Source organism: Dactylosporangium cerinum (assembly GCF_042653625.1).
In the GTDB taxonomy this organism is placed as follows: Bacteria; Actinomycetota; Actinomycetes; order Mycobacteriales; family Micromonosporaceae; genus Dactylosporangium; species Dactylosporangium cerinum.
This window is the reverse complement of record NZ_JBHSIU010000046.1, coordinates 88419-102020: the sequence shown is the minus strand read 5'-3', so window position 1 is coordinate 102020 and position 13602 is coordinate 88419. Positions and strand designations below refer to the sequence as shown.

At 72.0% G+C, this 13602-nt stretch carries 14 protein-coding genes; 10 read left to right on the top strand and 4 right to left on the bottom strand.

Annotation, left to right across the window (positions count from 1 at the left end):
- Positions 1–4: 4 nt before the first annotated feature.
- Together ACFPIJ_RS34260 and ACFPIJ_RS34255 are read right to left on the bottom strand one after the other, a co-directional pair.
- Positions 5–1435 (bottom strand): DUF1800 domain-containing protein, encoded by a 1431-nt coding sequence (locus ACFPIJ_RS34260; protein ID WP_380121390.1) that lies wholly within the window; start codon positions 1433–1435, stop codon positions 5–7.
- 140 nt (positions 1436–1575) lie between these two features.
- On the bottom strand, positions 1576–2493 hold the full coding sequence (locus tag ACFPIJ_RS34255; RefSeq protein WP_380121388.1) for a LysR family transcriptional regulator: 918 nt from the start codon (positions 2491–2493) through the stop codon (positions 1576–1578).
- 71 nt (positions 2494–2564) lie between these two features.
- Between ACFPIJ_RS34255 and ACFPIJ_RS34250 the strand changes: the two genes are divergently transcribed.
- The 3 genes from ACFPIJ_RS34250 to ACFPIJ_RS34240 all read left to right on the top strand — a co-directional run bounded on the left by ACFPIJ_RS34250 (position 2565) and on the right by ACFPIJ_RS34240 (position 5046).
- Positions 2565–3449, top strand: coding sequence for a dihydrodipicolinate synthase family protein (locus ACFPIJ_RS34250; protein ID WP_380121386.1), 885 nt, complete (start codon positions 2565–2567; stop codon positions 3447–3449).
- A 195-nt stretch (positions 3450–3644) separates the two neighbouring features.
- Complete coding sequence (locus ACFPIJ_RS34245) at positions 3645–4052, top strand: hypothetical protein (RefSeq protein WP_380121383.1); 408 nt, start codon at positions 3645–3647, stop codon at positions 4050–4052.
- 160 nt (positions 4053–4212) lie between these two features.
- Positions 4213–5046, top strand: coding sequence for a PhzF family phenazine biosynthesis protein (locus tag ACFPIJ_RS34240; RefSeq protein ID WP_380121381.1), 834 nt, complete (start codon positions 4213–4215; stop codon positions 5044–5046).
- Between the two features lie 124 nt (positions 5047–5170).
- Here the strand turns inward: ACFPIJ_RS34240 and ACFPIJ_RS34235 are convergent, their stop codons facing one another.
- Both ACFPIJ_RS34235 and ACFPIJ_RS34230 read right to left on the bottom strand, forming a co-directional pair.
- Complete coding sequence (locus tag ACFPIJ_RS34235) at positions 5171–5728, bottom strand: chaplin family protein (protein ID WP_380121379.1); 558 nt, start codon at positions 5726–5728, stop codon at positions 5171–5173.
- A gap of 196 nt (positions 5729–5924) precedes the next feature.
- Complete coding sequence (locus tag ACFPIJ_RS34230; RefSeq protein ID WP_380121377.1) at positions 5925–6515, bottom strand: DedA family protein; 591 nt, start codon at positions 6513–6515, stop codon at positions 5925–5927.
- A 14-nt stretch (positions 6516–6529) separates the two neighbouring features.
- Between ACFPIJ_RS34230 and ACFPIJ_RS34225 the strand changes: the two genes are divergently transcribed.
- The 7 genes from ACFPIJ_RS34225 to ACFPIJ_RS34195 all read left to right on the top strand — a co-directional run bounded on the left by ACFPIJ_RS34225 (position 6530) and on the right by ACFPIJ_RS34195 (position 13539).
- Entirely contained in the window at positions 6530–6910 is a 381-nt protein-coding gene (locus ACFPIJ_RS34225) for a DnaJ family domain-containing protein (RefSeq protein WP_380121374.1), read from the top strand.
- A gap of 100 nt (positions 6911–7010) precedes the next feature.
- Positions 7011–8135, top strand: a complete 1125-nt coding sequence (locus ACFPIJ_RS34220) for an ROK family transcriptional regulator (RefSeq protein ID WP_380121372.1) — start codon at positions 7011–7013, stop codon at positions 8133–8135.
- A gap of 183 nt (positions 8136–8318) precedes the next feature.
- Complete coding sequence (locus tag ACFPIJ_RS34215; RefSeq protein WP_380122065.1) at positions 8319–9593, top strand: ABC transporter substrate-binding protein; 1275 nt, start codon at positions 8319–8321, stop codon at positions 9591–9593.
- 1 nt (position 9594) lies between these two features.
- Positions 9595–10506, top strand: a complete 912-nt coding sequence (locus tag ACFPIJ_RS34210) for a carbohydrate ABC transporter permease (protein WP_380121370.1) — start codon at positions 9595–9597, stop codon at positions 10504–10506.
- Positions 10503–11324 carry a carbohydrate ABC transporter permease gene (locus ACFPIJ_RS34205; RefSeq protein ID WP_380121368.1) on the top strand — a complete coding sequence of 274 codons (822 nt, stop codon included), beginning with the start codon at positions 10503–10505 and terminating at the stop codon, positions 11322–11324. Before ACFPIJ_RS34210 ends, ACFPIJ_RS34205 begins: the two co-directional genes overlap by 4 nt.
- Complete coding sequence (locus ACFPIJ_RS34200; protein ID WP_380121366.1) at positions 11321–12562, top strand: 6-phospho-beta-glucosidase; 1242 nt, start codon at positions 11321–11323, stop codon at positions 12560–12562. The genes ACFPIJ_RS34205 and ACFPIJ_RS34200 overlap by 4 nt, the downstream gene beginning before the upstream one ends.
- Positions 12559–13539 (top strand): N-acetylglucosamine kinase, encoded by a 981-nt coding sequence (locus tag ACFPIJ_RS34195; RefSeq protein ID WP_380121364.1) that lies wholly within the window; start codon positions 12559–12561, stop codon positions 13537–13539. The genes ACFPIJ_RS34200 and ACFPIJ_RS34195 overlap by 4 nt, the downstream gene beginning before the upstream one ends.
- Positions 13540–13602: the final 63 nt, after the last annotated feature.

The window sequence follows — 13602 nt, the reverse complement described above, 5'->3', positions numbered from 1 at the left end:
GCGGTCACCTGGCCAGGAAGTAGGGCGAGTCGAGGATGAGGGCGATGAGGTGCGGCAGCCGGCCGGCGACGGCGGCGTCGGTGGCCTTCAGCTGGCTCGCCGCCGTCTTGCCGACGAAGCTCAGCAGCGCCGCGCTGTGCGCCGGTTGCAGGGGCATGCCGACGAGCCGGGTCGCGAGGGCGTCGATGAAGGCGCCGTGCGTGGCCGGCAGCGACGGGACCAGCGACGCGAGCATCGACGCGGGGCGCACGAGGGGTTTCGGGTACCAGCCGGCGGCGAGGTTCAGGTGCGCGTTCCAGCGCACGAGCAGGCTGGACGGCGCGGTCCAGGCGGCGGCGACGTCTGGGTAGCCGTTCGGCGGGGCCCACCGCATCGGCGCGCGGCCGGCGTCGACGAGGTAGTTGTACAGGCCGCGGACGCCGTCGGTGCCGGTCGCCTCGGGTTGCAGGCCGAGGACCCGCACGGTGGCGGCCAGGTCCTCGAACGGGGTGCGGACCTTCGCCCCGATGGCGGCGGCGAACTCCGGGGACGTGAACAACGCCCGCAGGACCGGGCCGATCGCTGACTTCTGCTGGACGTACACCTGCTGCAGACGGGAAACGAGCGCGGCCGGTGGGTCGTCGGAGACGAAGCGGACGCAGAGCTTGCGGGCGATGCGCTCGGCGGTCGCCGGGTGCTGGGCGAGCATTTCCACGAACGCGAGGGCCGCCGCCTCGCCGCCGCCGGCAGTGGCGTTGTCGTGCCGCCAGCCGAGGACGGTGACGGCGCCGGTGGCGTGCTGGGTGGCGTCGAACTTGTACAGGCCGGTGGTCTTGTCGACGGTGAGGCCGGTGAGCAGCCGGGCGGCGTCCTTGACGTCGGCCTCGGTGTAGATGAGCCCGACGGTGTGCAGCTCCATGAGCTCGCGGGCGTAGTTCTCGTTGGGTTTGGCCTTGGTGGAGCTGCGGTTGTCCAGGTAGGACAGCATCGCCGGGGCGGTCGCGGTCGCCTTGAGCAGGTCAGCGAACCGGCCGAGGGCATGCTTGCGGATCAGGCCGTCGTAGGCGGCGCGGCTGTCCCACACCTCGCCGTAGGGGCAGGTGACGTTGAGGTGGTTGGACCACACGTCGACCATGACCTCGAGCAGCTGCCGCTTGCTCCACGCGGCCCGCGCGACGGCGGCGGAGCCGAGCTGCTGCATCGCGTCCCACGCGCCGAACTTCAGCGCGCCGGCCTTGACCTTCGCGCGGATGCCGGCGATGTCGAGGCCGATCAGCGGGTACCGGGTGAGCAGCGCGTCGCACGCCGAGTCGTCGATGGTGGCCGGGGCCAGTTGCCGGTTGAGCCACGAGGCGGCGCCGATGTCGCGGATCTCGGCCTCGGCGGCCGGGTTCGGTCCGTAGGTGGCGCGGCGCAGCAGGTGCAGGACCGGGTCCTGGGGGGTGAAAGCGGTCACGCCGTCCCACGTCGACACGGCGGAGCCCGGTCTGACCAGGGTGTTGCCCGCGCTCCCCCGCGGCACCCGGTCCGCACCTTCGCGAATGATCCGGAAGACCCTGACCACCCAGAAGTGCACAAGGTCTTCCGGATCATGGGTCAGGCGGCGCGCACGGCGGCGGTGAATGCGGCGATCGACGGGTGTGCGCCGGTGCCCGCCCGGTAGGCGAACCTGGTCCGGCGGCGGGTCCGCAACGGCGTCAGCACCACCCCGTCCGGCGCGACCGGCGTCGCACCGTCCGCCGCGACCGTCGTCGCTGCCTGACCAGGCGGCGACGACGGCGGGCGCAGCGCCAGTTCCGGGACGACCGCGACGCCCTGGCCGGCGGCGACGAGGGTCAGCACGGTCACGAAGTCGTCGGCGTGGTGGCGGGCCCGGGGCAGGAACCCCTCCGCCTCGCACGCCCGGACCGTCATCGTGTGGCACAGCGTGCCGGGCCCGGCGAGGATCCACCGCTCGTCGCGGCAGGCGGCGAGGTCCAAGGGGCGGGTCGCGGCGAGGTACATCGTCTCGTCCAGCAGGGGCGCCGTCTCCAGCGCCGGGTCGGGGGCGATCGGGACCAGGTCGTAGTCGTGCACGAGCGCCACGTCGAGGGTGCCGTCGCGCAGCCGGGCCGGGACCAGCGCCGGGTCCAGCTCGTCGACGCTGAGGTCCAGGCCCGGGTGCTCGCGGGCGAGGGTGGCGAGCGCGGCGGGCAGCAGGGTCCGCATCGCGGTCGGGAACGCACCGATGCGCAGCGGCCCGGTCAGGCCGGTGCGGGTCGCGGCGAGGGCGGCGGTGGCCCGTTCGAGGGCGGCGAGGACCTCTTCGGCGTGCGCGGCGAGGACCGTGCCGGCGGGGGTGAGCGTGACGCCGCGGCCGGTGCGGGCCAGCAGCGCCGTGCCGGCCTCCCGTTCCAGGGCGGCGAGCTGCTGCGACACCGCCGACGGGGTGTAGTTGTGGGTGGCGGCGACGGCGGCGATGGTGCCGCGGTCGGCGAGGTCGCGCAGGAGGCGCAGCTTCCGGACGTCGAGCATCAGTTCAGCTTATGCTCGCCGCAACGAACGTGAACTGGACCTTCCGCTCGACCGGAGGGACGCTGGGCGGCATGAAGGGGATTTTCGTACCGCTGGTGACACCGTTCGACGCCGACGGGTCGGTGGCGCTCGGCGCGCTGTCGGCCCTCGCCCGGGACGTCCTCGACGAGGGGGCCGCCGGACTGGTCGCGCTGGGCACGACCGGGGAGCCGGCGACGCTCAGCGAGGCGGAGCGGGCCGCGGTCGTCGACGTCTGCCGCGACGCCTGCGCGCGGCACGGGGTGCCGCTGCTGGTCGGGGTCGGCGGCAGCTCGACCGCCGGGACGGTCGCCGCGGTCCGCGAGATCCGGGGTGACGTGGCGATGGTGGTCGTGCCGCCCTACACGCGTCCGGGCGCCGCCGGGGTCCTCGCCCACCTGCGGGCCGTCGCGGCCGGGTCGCCGGTGCCGGTCGTGGTGTACCACGTGCCGTACCGCACCGGGCAGCCCCTGGACGTGACGTCGCTGCTGGAGATCGCCGCGATCCCGGGCGTCGTGGGGATGAAGCTGTCCGACGGCGCCGTCAGCGGCGACACGGTCGCGTTTCTCGGCGGCCTGCCGGCCGGGTTCTCGGTCCTCGGCGGCGACGACGCGGTGATCGCGCCGCTGCTCGCGATCGGCGCCGCCGGCGGCATCCTGGCCTCCGCGCACGTGGCGACCGGCGCGTTCGTGGCCCTCGCCGAGGCGTGGCGCGACGGTGACGTGGGCCGCGGCCGGCGCCTGGGGACCGCCCTCGCGGCGGTGTCGGCGGCGCTGTTCGCCGAGCCGAACCCGGCCGTCATCAAGGCCGTCCTGCACGCGACCGGGCGGATCCCGACCCCGGACGTGCGCCTGCCGTTGCTGCCCGCCTCGGCGGCGGCGACCTCCGCGGCGCTGCGGGCCCTCGACCGGGTCACGGCGGCCGCCACGACCGGGTGAACACCACCGCCGGACATCGATGCATCGTCACGGCGCGATCACCTATCGGCGTCGCCGGCGCGCTTGCCCCACGGATTCACATACCGGACGGTTCGACCAGCTCGGCACGGTGGCACGTTCGGGGGATACCCGGTCGCTGCGCAGCCCGTACCGTCGATGGCGTCACCTAGCGTTAGCAACTGAGGGGGAACACCCATGAGCGACTTCGACACCGGCGCCGACTACGGCCACGTCGAGGCGGGTCAGGAGCACGAGTCGCTGGACCAGCTCCACCAGGTCGAGGGCAGCGAGAACAACTACGACTCGCAGTTCGGCGTCTACGAGCAGGACCACGCGTCGGCCGAGTCGACCAGCTTCGACCAGGGCCACCACGTTGAGTACACCAACCCGTCGGGTGCGCACTACGAGGAGTCCGACTTCACCTCGTACGATCACAACGAGGCCGAGACCGACCACATCTTCGCCGCCGAGGGCTCCGAGTCCGCGAGCTCGTCGGAGTTCGGTCAGCTCGACGCCCTCCAGCACCAGCTGGACACGTCGTTCGCCTCCGCCACGGAGCTGCACACCGGTGGTGCGGGCGAGCTCGGCGTCGCCTCCAACTGAGCGCCTGACTTCGAAGCCGGCCAGCCCCCGCAGCTGGCCGGCTTCGCCATGTTCAGGGGCCCCCGAAACCCGGCTGGAAGCCCGACAGTGGCGCCGCCCACGACCACCCGACGCGGATTGGACCGCGCCGCCGGACTGGGCCGCGCCTAGCGTCGAAGGCATGGAAATCCTTCGGTACAGCGCGTTCACCACCGACCCCAAGGGCGGCAACCCGGCCGGCGTGGTGCTCGACGCCGCCGGCCTCGACGACGCCGCGATGCAGGCCATCGCCGCCGACGTCGGATACTCCGAGACCGCGTTCCTCGTCCACGCCCAGGACGGCATCCGGGTCCGGTACTTCAGCCCCCTCGCCGAGGTGCCGTTCTGCGGCCACGCGACGATCGCGACCGCCGCCGCGTACGCCGAGCGCTTCGGGCTCGGGCCGCTGCGGCTCGAGTCGCGGGTCGGCCCGATCGAGGTGGAGACGCGGGTCGGCGTGGACGGGCTGACCGCGACCCTGCGCAGCGTGCCGCCGCACACCGAGCCGATCGACGCCGGCGCCCTCGAGGCGCTGCTGCGCGCGCTGCGCTGGGACGCCGCCGATCTGGACCCGGCGCTGCCGGTGCGGGTCGCGTACGCGGGCGCCCGGCACCCGATCGTGGCTGCCGGCACCCGCGCCCGGCTCGCCGACCTCGACTACGACGTGCCCGCGCTGACCGCGCTGATGGCCGCGCACGACTGGACCACGATCGACCTGGTGTGGCGGGAGTCGCCGACGGTGTTCCACGCCCGCAACCCGTTCCCGCCCGGCGGGGTCTACGAGGACCCGGCGACGGGTGCCGCGGCCGCCGCGTTCGGCGGTTACCTGCGGGAGCTCGGACTCGTCGAGGTGCCCGCGACGCTGCACATCCACCAGGGGCACGACCTCGGCCGGCCCAGCCTCGTCACGGTCGAGCTCGACGCGGACCCGGGCAGCGGCGTCGCCGTCACCGGCACGGCCGTGCCGATCCCGTAGAAAGCCCTAGAAAGACCCAGAAAGCGTTGGCCGGTGTACCGCGGGGAGGGCTGATCCAGCCGCGGACATCGGCCAACGCTCTACGAGGCGAGGCAGGCGGTGCCTGTGCGCATCAACTGCCGGGTCAGCAGCTGGACGCGAACCCGATCACGGCGACCGAGTTGCACGACACGTTGATCGGCATCTGGAAGGTGTTCGAGGACTGGTTGCCGTTGCCGAAGCCGACGTTGTAGCCCGTGGTCCAGTTGCCGCCGTTGTTGTTGTACGCGTACGCGCCGCCACCGCCGTTGGAGCTGCCGTTGCCGTTGCCGTACGAGTTGTTGTTGCCGTACGAGTTGCTGTTGGCGCTGTGCTTCTTGTGCTTCTTCTTCTTCTTGTGGCTGGTGGCGTTCGCGTTGCCGTTACCGTTGCCGTTGGAGTTGCCGGCACCGCTCCAGCTGCCGCCGTCGCCGTCGCCGGCATAGGCACCGCCCGAGCAGTTGGCGTTCGCGAAGCCGACGATCGCCACTGCGTTGCCGCAGATGTTCACCGGCACCTGGACCGTGGTCGAGGACTGGTTGCCGTTGCCGAACCCGACATTGGGCCCGCTGACCCAGTCGGCATGTGCGGCGGTGCCGGTGAGCGCGAGGCCACCCAAGGACAGCGCGGCGATCTGCACCGACCGGATGAGCCAGCGATTCATGATGACGACCTTTCGACGAGTGATCGACGGTGAACGTCCGTCGCGACCACCACTTAACCCGAAATGCGAGTCCTGGACGGATATTTCACGAAAAACAGTCACGCAATGCACCCGCAAGGTTACGTAATGTAGCCGTCTCCGGCGTGGCGCCGACGGGTCAGCGACCACCACCGATCTCCGCGAAGCCGGGACCCCGTCAGGAGCTGACCCGGCGTCGGCGGCGCCACACGTACACCAGCGAAAACGACAGCACGAGCAGCGCCGCCACCACGATCGCCGGCGTCTCGTAGCGGTGCACGAAGGTCCGGACCTGCTCAAGGTTGCCGCCGGCGAAGGCGCCGACCGACACCCACAACGCGGTCCACAGCGCCCCGCCGATCGCGTCGCGGACCGCGTACTGGCGCCAGGGCAGGGCGATCGCGCCGGCGATGAGGCCGTTGGTCTGACGCAGGCCGTCGATGAAGCGGGCCACGACGACGATGTTGCGGCCCCGGCGGGCGAAGAAGTCCTCGGCGCGGGTGAGCCGCGGCTCGGTGAGACCGACCCGGCGGCCCCATCGCAGGATGACCGGACGGCCGGCCCGGCGGCCGAGCCAGAACCCGAGGTTGTCACCGGCGACGGCGGCGGCGAAGGTGATCGCGACGACCAGCGGCAGGCTCATCGAGCCGTGCCCGGCGAGCACCGCGGCGGCCACCACCACGCTCACCGCCGGGGTGGGGATGCCGATCCCCTCCAGCAGCACGAGCAGTGCGAGGGCGGGATAGCCGTAGCGCTCCAGTTGCTCCACGGGACAATGAGATCATGCCGAGTTGGTACGAGTCGCACATCGACCGCCAGATCCGGGAGGCCCAGGAAGCCGGTCAGTTCGACGATCTGCCCGGCGCCGGGAAGCCGCTGCCGGACCGCGGGGAGCTCTACGACGAGGACTGGTGGATCCGCGACCTCGCCCGGCGGGAAGGACTGCCGGGCGGGGTGCCGCCGACGCTGCGGCTGCGCCGCGAGGTCGAGGACCTGCCGGACCTGCTGCCGACACTGCGGACCGAGGAACGGGTGCGGCAGGTCGTCGCCGACCTGAACACCCGCATCGAAAAGGCCCGGCGCGGGATGCTGGACGGGCCGGCCACGATCCTTCCCCCGCTGGACGTGGAGGAAATCGTGGAGCGGTGGCGGACGGGCCGCTGACCGGCGAGTGCCGGAATCGGCCGTTGACACGACGGCGTGGGGGCACCTACGGTTCCACCAACTGTTAGTCAATCTGCCTATTAGTTGGGGGCGACAGCAAATGCCGCTGGGCGGATCCTCCAAGCTGCTCAAGGCGCTCAACGAGGCGGCCGCGCTCGGGCACCTGCTCGACCACGGCCAGCTCACGCGCGCCGAGCTGCGCTCCCTGACCGGCCTGTCCAAGCCGACGATCTCCGAGGCGGTCCGGCGGCTCGCCGACGCCGACCTGGTCGTCGGCGCCGGCCACGAGACCGGCCGGCCCGGCCCCAACGCGGAGGTGTACGCGGTCAACCCCGACGCCGCCTACGCCGTCGCCATGTCGGTGCGCGACGGCGCGCCGGCGCTGACCGCGTCGCTGCACGACCTGCGCGGCGTCCAGCGGGCCAGGCTCGCCGTCCCGATCGACTTCACCCGCACCGACCCGGTCACCGCCGTCACCGGCACCCTCGACGCACTGTGCGCGGAGGCCGGCGTCGGCCGCGACCCGGTCGCCCACGTCCAGCTCGCCGTGGCGGGCGCGTTCGACCCCCGGGACCGGGTCATCCACCACGTCGACGTGCCCGGCTGGAGCCGCCGCGGGCTCGTCGACGACCTCGCCGCGGCGGCCGGCGTGCCGGTCGAGGTCGACAACGACGTCAACCTCGCCGCCCTCGCCGAACGGGCCCACGGCGCCGCGCAGGGTCATGATGCGGACGGATTCGCGCTGCTGTGGCTCGGGGAGGCAGGCCTCGGCCTGGCCATCGACCTCGGCGGCGGGAAGCTGCTGCGCGGTGCGCGGGGCGGTGCCGGCGAGATCGGCTACATGCCGGTCGCCGCCGACGGCTTCCGGGACTTCCACGACCTGGTCAGCGGCGACGCCGTGCACGCCCTCGCGGCGGAGCGGGGGGTGCCGATCACCGACACCGCCCTGCTGCGCGAGCTGGCAGAGCGGATCGTGCTCGGCCTCGCCGCGATCGTCGCGGTGCTCGACCCACCGCTCGTGGTGCTCGGCGGGGAGATCGCCCGGGCCGGCGGGGCCGCGCTCGGCGAGGCGGTCGCGAAGGCGCTGTCGCGGGCGGCGCCGCTGGACACCGAGATCGCCGTGAGCACCGTCGAGGACGACGCTCCCCTGCTGGGCGCCGCGGACGCCGCACTGTCCGCCGTGCGCCGGGCCCTGCTGGACACCCTGCGGCAACCGGGCGCGTAGCCGCCCCCCTGAACCACGGACGTCGGCCGATCTGGCGGCATCGACCGACGTCCGTGTGCTACCCACCACCATCCCCCATGCAAACGACGTCGGTCAATACGTGCTGTTGACCGGGCGTTTCCGTACGCCCACGTTCCGACCCCCAGGAGGAACCCCTTGCGTCGCATCGTCCCCTTGATCGCCGTGGCTCTGCTCGCCACGGCCTGCACCCCCGGCCCGAAGGACAAACCGATCGCCGACCCCGGCGCCGACGTCTCCGGCACCGTGGAGTTCTGGCACTTCTTCACCGACCGCGAGGCCACCGCGATCGACGGCGTCGTCGCGGACTTCCAGACGTCCCACCCGAAGATCAAGGTCGTGGTCAAGTCCGGCCAGGACGACTCGAAGATGACCCAGGCGATCGGCGGCGGGCAGGGCCCCGACGTCGGGCTGTCCTACTCCACCGACATCGTCGGCCAGTTCTGCGCCAGCGGCGCCTGGCTGGACCTCGGGCAGTACCTGACCCGCGACAAGGTGTCCCTCGACGGCTTCCCCCAGACCGTCAAGGAGTACACCCAGTACAAGAACAAGCGGTGCGCGATGCCGGTCCTCGCCGACGCGTACGGGCTCTACTACAACAAGAAGCTGTTCGCCGAGGCCGGGATCGCCGGCCCGCCGAAGACCCTCGATGAGTTCGCCGACGCGGCGAAGAAGCTCACCAAGCGCTCCGCCGACGGCACCATCCAGGTGGCCGGGTTCCTGCCGCTGTGGGGCTTCTACGAGAACGCGCCGTCGCACCTCGGGCCGATGGTCGGCGGGCAGTGGCTCAAGGGCGACGGCACGTCCGCGATCGGCGGCGACCCCGCCTGGCAGACGCTGCTGAAGTGGCAGAAGGACCTCGTCGACTGGTACGGCTACGACAAGCTCGAGGCCTTCCGCGCCTCCCTCGGCGACGAGTACTCCGACGCGAACGCCTTCCAGAAGGGCCAGGTCGCGATGAACTTCGACGGTGAGTACCGCATCGCGTTCGCCAAGGACCAGTCGCCGGACCTGCAGTTCGGGGTCGCGCCGATGCCGACGTCCAGCCCGGACCGCTACGGCTCCGGCTACGTCACCGGCAACGTCATCGGCATCTCCCGCACCGCGAAGAACCCCGAGGCGGCCTGGGAGCTCATCAAGTACCTGACCACGGACACGAAGGCGATCGTCAAGCTCGCCAACAGCCTCAAGAACATCCCGTCCACGAAGGACGCCCTGGCCTCGCCGGACCTGCACCTGGACCCGGAGTTCAAGGTGTTCGTGGACATCTTCAACCACCCGAAGACCAGCACCACACCGCCGTCGGCGGCCGGCCCGGCCTACCAGGAGACGTTCCAGACGTTCTGCGACACGTGGCAGAGCGGCGGCGCGACCGACCTCGGCAAGGGTCTGTCCGATGTGGACAAGCAGATCAACTCGCTGCTGCAGCTGGGCGGGTAGCGTGCCCCACAAGCTCCGCCACGCGCTGACCGTCGCCTCGTTCATGGCGCCGGCGACGGTCGGCATCGTGGTCTTCTTCCTCTACCCGCTGTGCTCCGCGGTCTACTTCTCGTTCACGAAGTTCGACCTGCTCAGCACCCCGGAGTGGGTCGGGCTGCGCAACTACCGGCACCTGTTCGACGACCCGTTCCTGACCCGCGCCGCGACCAACACCCTGTGGCTGTGCGCGATCCTCGTGCCGGCCCGGATGCTCGGCGGCCTCGCCACCGCGATGCTGCTCACCACCGTGCGCCGCGGCGCCGGGATCGTGCGCACCATCTTCTACCTGCCCGCGCTCGCCCCACCCGTCGCCGCCACCCTCGCGTTCGTCTACCTGCTCAAGCCCGGCGTCGGCCCGGTCAACACGGCGCTGGCACACGTCGGGATCGACGGGCCGCTGTGGTTCAACTCCCCCGACTGGTCCAAGCCGTCGCTGGTGCTGCTGGGCCTGTGGGGCGTCGGCGACGTGATGGTGCTGTACCTGGCGGCGCTGCTGGACGTCCCGCAGGCACAGCTGGAGGCGGCGCAGCTCGACGGCGCGAACGCGTGGCAGCGGTTCCGGGCCGTGACGCTGCCGAACATCTCGCCGGTGGTCACGTTCACCGCCGTCATCGGCGTCATCACCACGCTGCAGTACTTCGCGCAGGCCGCGGTCGCCGCGTCCGCGGCCGGCGGGCAGGCCACCACCGGCGCCGGGATCTCCTCCACCTTCGGGTACCCGGAGGGGTCCACGTTCACCTATCCGCTGTGGCTCTACGTCGTGGGCTTCCGCTACGGCGCCCTCGGCTACGCCAACGCGATGGCGGTCGTGCTGTTCGTCGTCGCGTTCGCCGTCTCGCTGCTGCTCCTGCGTCGATCCCTGAGGGAAACATGAACCGCTGGTTGTTGTGGACGGCCCGGCACAGCATCACGATCGCGCTGTGCGTCATGTTCGTCGCGCCCGTCCTGTTCCTGCTGCTGACGTCGCTGATGACCGACTCGCAGGCGCTGACCGCCTCGTACTGGCCGGATCCGTGGCGGTTCGCCAACTACGCCGACGTGTTCAGCAAGACGCCGCTACCGCGGTACCTGCTCAACACCGTGATCTACGCGGTCTGCGCGACCACGTTCATGCTCCTGGCCAGCGTCCCCGCCGCGTACGCCCTGGCGAAGCTGCCCTGGCGGGGACGAAGCGCGTTCCTGGTCGTCATCGTCTGCATGATGATGATCCCGCCGCAGGTGACGACGGTGCCGTTGTATCTGATGTGGGCCAACGCCGGGCTCACCGGCACCCTGGTGCCGCTGGTGCTGCCGATGCTGCTGGGCGACGCGTTCTCCATCTTCCTGCTGCGGCAGTTCCTGCTCACGATCCCGACCGAGTACCTCGACGCGGCCCGCGTCGACGGCTGCGGCGAGTGGCGCACCCTGCTGCGGGTGGTGCTGCCGATGGCCCGGCCCGGGATCGCCGCCGCGGCGCTGTTCCAGTTCTTCTACGCCTGGAACGACTACTACGGCCCGCTGCTCTACACGAGCGAGAATGAACACAACTGGACGCTCTCCTTGGGCCTGGCGTCCTTCAAGACCCTGCATCATGTGCAGTGGAACCTCGTCAGCGCCGCGACCATCCTCACGATGGTGCCGGTCGTGGTGCTGTTCTTCTTCGCCCAGCGCGCGTTCGTGCAGGGTGTCACGCTGACAGGAGTCAAAGGTTGAAAATCGCCGTCGTCGGGGGTGGCTCCACGTACACCCCGGAGCTCATCGACGGGTTCGCGCGGCTCGCCCCGTTCGCCTCGGAGATCGTCCTGCTGGACCCCGCCCACGAGCGGCTCGAGGTCGTGGGGGCGTTCGCCCGGCGGCTCATGGCCGCGCACGGGCACCCGGCGAAGCTGCGGTGGACCTCCGACGTCGACGACGCCCTGGCCGGGGCGGCGACCGTGGTCATCCAGCTGCGGGTCGGCGGGCAGGCGGCGCGGATCAGCGACGAGACGTTCCCCCTGGCGTGCGACTGCGTCGGGCAGGAGACGACCGGCGCCGGCGGGCTGGCGAAGGCGCTGCGGACGGTGCCGGTGGTGCTGGACATCGCCCGCCGGGCCGACCCGGGCGCGTGGATCGTCAACTTCACCAACCCGGTCGGGATCGTGACCCGGGCGCTGCTGGACCACGGGTTCAAGGCGGCCGGGCTGTGCAACGTGGCGATCGGCTTCCAGCGCCGGTTCGCCGCGACGCTCGGGATCGACCCGTCGTCGGTGGTCCTGGACCACGTCGGCCTCAACCACCTGACGTGGGAGCGGGCGGCGTACGTGGACGGCGTCGACCGGCTGCCGCAGCTGCTGTCGTCGCATATTTCGGACATTTCGGCTGAAGTCCAGATCCCGGCCGAGGTGTTGGCCTCGCTCGGCAACGTGCCGTCCTACTACCTGCGGTACTTCTACTGCCACGACCTCGTGGTCTCCGAGGAGCGCGGGCAGCCGACGCGGGGTGCGAAGGTCGCCGAGATCGAGGCCTCACTGCTGGACATGTACGCCGACCCCACGCTGACCGAGAAGCCCGCGCTGCTGGGCCAGCGGGGCGGGGCGTTCTACTCCGAGGCGGCCGTCGGGCTGATTGCGTCGCTGCAGCACGACGACGGCGGCATCCACGCCGTCAACGTCCGCAACGCCGGCACCATGCCGTTCCTGCCGGACGACGCCGTCATCGAGGTCACCTGCCGGGTCGGCGCCACCGGTGCCACCCCGCTGCCCGCGCCCCCGCTCGACGCCCACCAGCGCGGCCTCGTCGGTGCGGTCAGCGCCTACGAGGAGCTCGCCGTCGACGCGGCCGTGCACGGCGGGCGGGACCGCGTGTACCGGGCGCTGCTCGCCCACCCGCTGGTCGGCCAGCACACCCAGGCGACCCGGCTCACCGACGACCTGCTCGCCGCCAACCGCGACCACCTCGCGTGGCTGCGGTGACCGCTCAATTGTTCGCCGCGCTCGACGGCGGCAACTCCAAGACCGACGTGGTCCTCGGCGACTCCGACGGCCGGATCCTCGCCCGGATCCACGGCCCCACGATCTCCCCGCACGTCATCGGGCTCCAGGGCTGCCTGGACCAGCTGGGCGACCTGGTCCGGCGGGCCAGGACCACCGCCGCAATCCCCGCCGAACTGCCGCTGAGCCGGCTGTCGGCATACCTCGCCGGTGCCGACCTGCCCATCGAGGTCGAACGGCTCGACGCCGGCGTCACCGCGCTCGGCCTCGCCGACGCCGTCACCGTCGACAACGACCTCTTCGCCCTGATGCGCGCCGGGACCGCAGACCCCGACGCGGTCGGCGTGGTCTGCGGGGCCGGGATCAACGCCGTCGGCCGCCGCCGCGACGGGCAGACGTCGCGCTTCCCCGCCCTCGGCCAGCTGTCCGGCGACTGGGGCGGCGGGCAGCACCTCGCCGCGCTCGCTCTCTACCACGCGGTGCGCGGCGAGGACGGCCGCGGACCGGCCACCGGACTGACCACCGCCGTCACGGACCGGTTCGGGCTGCCCAGCGCCGCGGCCGTCAGCGTCGCCCTGCACCTCGGCGAACTGCCCGCCGGCCGCATCGACGAGCTGTGCGAGGTCCTGCTCACCGTCGCCGCCGCCGGTGACGCGGTCGCCGCCCGGGTCGTGTCCAGGCTCGCCGCGGAGATCGAGGCCCTGGTACGGGTGGCCGCCGGCCGCCTGTCGCTGCTGGACGCCCCGTACACCGTCGTGCTCGGCGGCGGGGTGCTCACCGCCCGCCACCCGGTGCTGCACACGGACATCCTCGGCAGGCTGGCCGCCCTGTCGCCGCGGGCGTCGGTGACGGTGCTGTCCTCGCCGCCGGTGGCGGGTGCGGCGCTGCTCGCCCTCGACGCCCTGCACGGCGGGCCCGTCCCCGCCACGGTGGAGGCCGCCGTCCGCGCAGGCCTGTAGGGACAGACAGAACGTATCGATCCCCGTTACCGTGCGTGTGGTGACCGGCACGGTGAACGGGGG

Excerpts from the sequence above, each read along its gene's own strand:
- ACFPIJ_RS34225 (WP_380121374.1), top strand. The coding sequence starts at position 6,530 with ATGCCGAGTTGGTACGAGTCGCACATCGACCGCCAGATCCGGGAGGCC.
- ACFPIJ_RS34205 (WP_380121368.1), top strand. The coding sequence starts at position 10,503 with ATGAACCGCTGGTTGTTGTGGACGGCCCGGCACAGCATCACGATCGCG.
- ACFPIJ_RS34240 (WP_380121381.1), top strand. The coding sequence starts at position 4,213 with ATGGAAATCCTTCGGTACAGCGCGTTCACCACCGACCCCAAGGGCGGC.
- ACFPIJ_RS34255 (WP_380121388.1), bottom strand. The coding sequence starts at position 2,493 with ATGCTCGACGTCCGGAAGCTGCGCCTCCTGCGCGACCTCGCCGACCGC.
- ACFPIJ_RS34250 (WP_380121386.1), top strand. The coding sequence starts at position 2,565 with ATGAAGGGGATTTTCGTACCGCTGGTGACACCGTTCGACGCCGACGGG.
- ACFPIJ_RS34235 (WP_380121379.1), bottom strand. The coding sequence starts at position 5,728 with ATGAATCGCTGGCTCATCCGGTCGGTGCAGATCGCCGCGCTGTCCTTG.
- ACFPIJ_RS34245 (WP_380121383.1), top strand. The coding sequence starts at position 3,645 with ATGAGCGACTTCGACACCGGCGCCGACTACGGCCACGTCGAGGCGGGT.
- ACFPIJ_RS34220 (WP_380121372.1), top strand. The coding sequence starts at position 7,011 with ATGCCGCTGGGCGGATCCTCCAAGCTGCTCAAGGCGCTCAACGAGGCG.